The organism is Lysinibacillus parviboronicapiens, from assembly GCF_003049575.1.
Classification (GTDB): domain Bacteria; phylum Bacillota; class Bacilli; order Bacillales_A; family Planococcaceae; genus Lysinibacillus; species Lysinibacillus parviboronicapiens.
This window is the reverse complement of sequence record NZ_PYWI01000103.1, coordinates 1-452: the sequence shown is the minus strand read 5'-3', so window position 1 is coordinate 452 and position 452 is coordinate 1. Positions and strand designations below refer to the sequence as shown.

1 protein-coding gene is annotated in these 452 nt (G+C 38.7%); it reads left to right on the top strand.

Annotated elements, in window-relative coordinates:
• The coding region (locus tag C9J35_RS23290; RefSeq protein WP_153062996.1) for an IS3 family transposase at positions 1-305 on the top strand (305 nt) is incomplete at its 5' end.
• Positions 306-452 lie beyond the last annotated feature (147 nt).

Here is a 452-nt window from a genome sequence, read left to right as displayed (position 1 = left end):
CAACGATTCACTCGGATCAGGGCTGGCACTATCAACATCATTTATGGGTGATAACATTAAAGCGAAACAAGATTTTCCAAAGCATGTCTCGTAAAGCAACCTGTGCAGACAATGCGACCATGGAGAATTTCTTTGGCTTACTCAAACAAGAAATGTATTACGGAGAAGAATTAATCTCCTATGAAGCATTAAAGAAGAAAATAGAGAAGTATATCGATTACTTTAATAACGATCGAATAAAACAAAAATTGGCCGGCATGAACCCGGTAAAATACCGAACTCATGCCAGCCGATTAGCTGCATAAATAAAACTCTAACTTTAAGGGGTCTGGACTTACCCCTGTCAAGTAGACAGCTATAAAAAAGACTAAACAGCCATCTGGTGTCGATATTCTATCGGTGCCAGATGGTTGAGCCGTTTTTGGAAGCGTTGGTAGTTATAAAAGTAAATA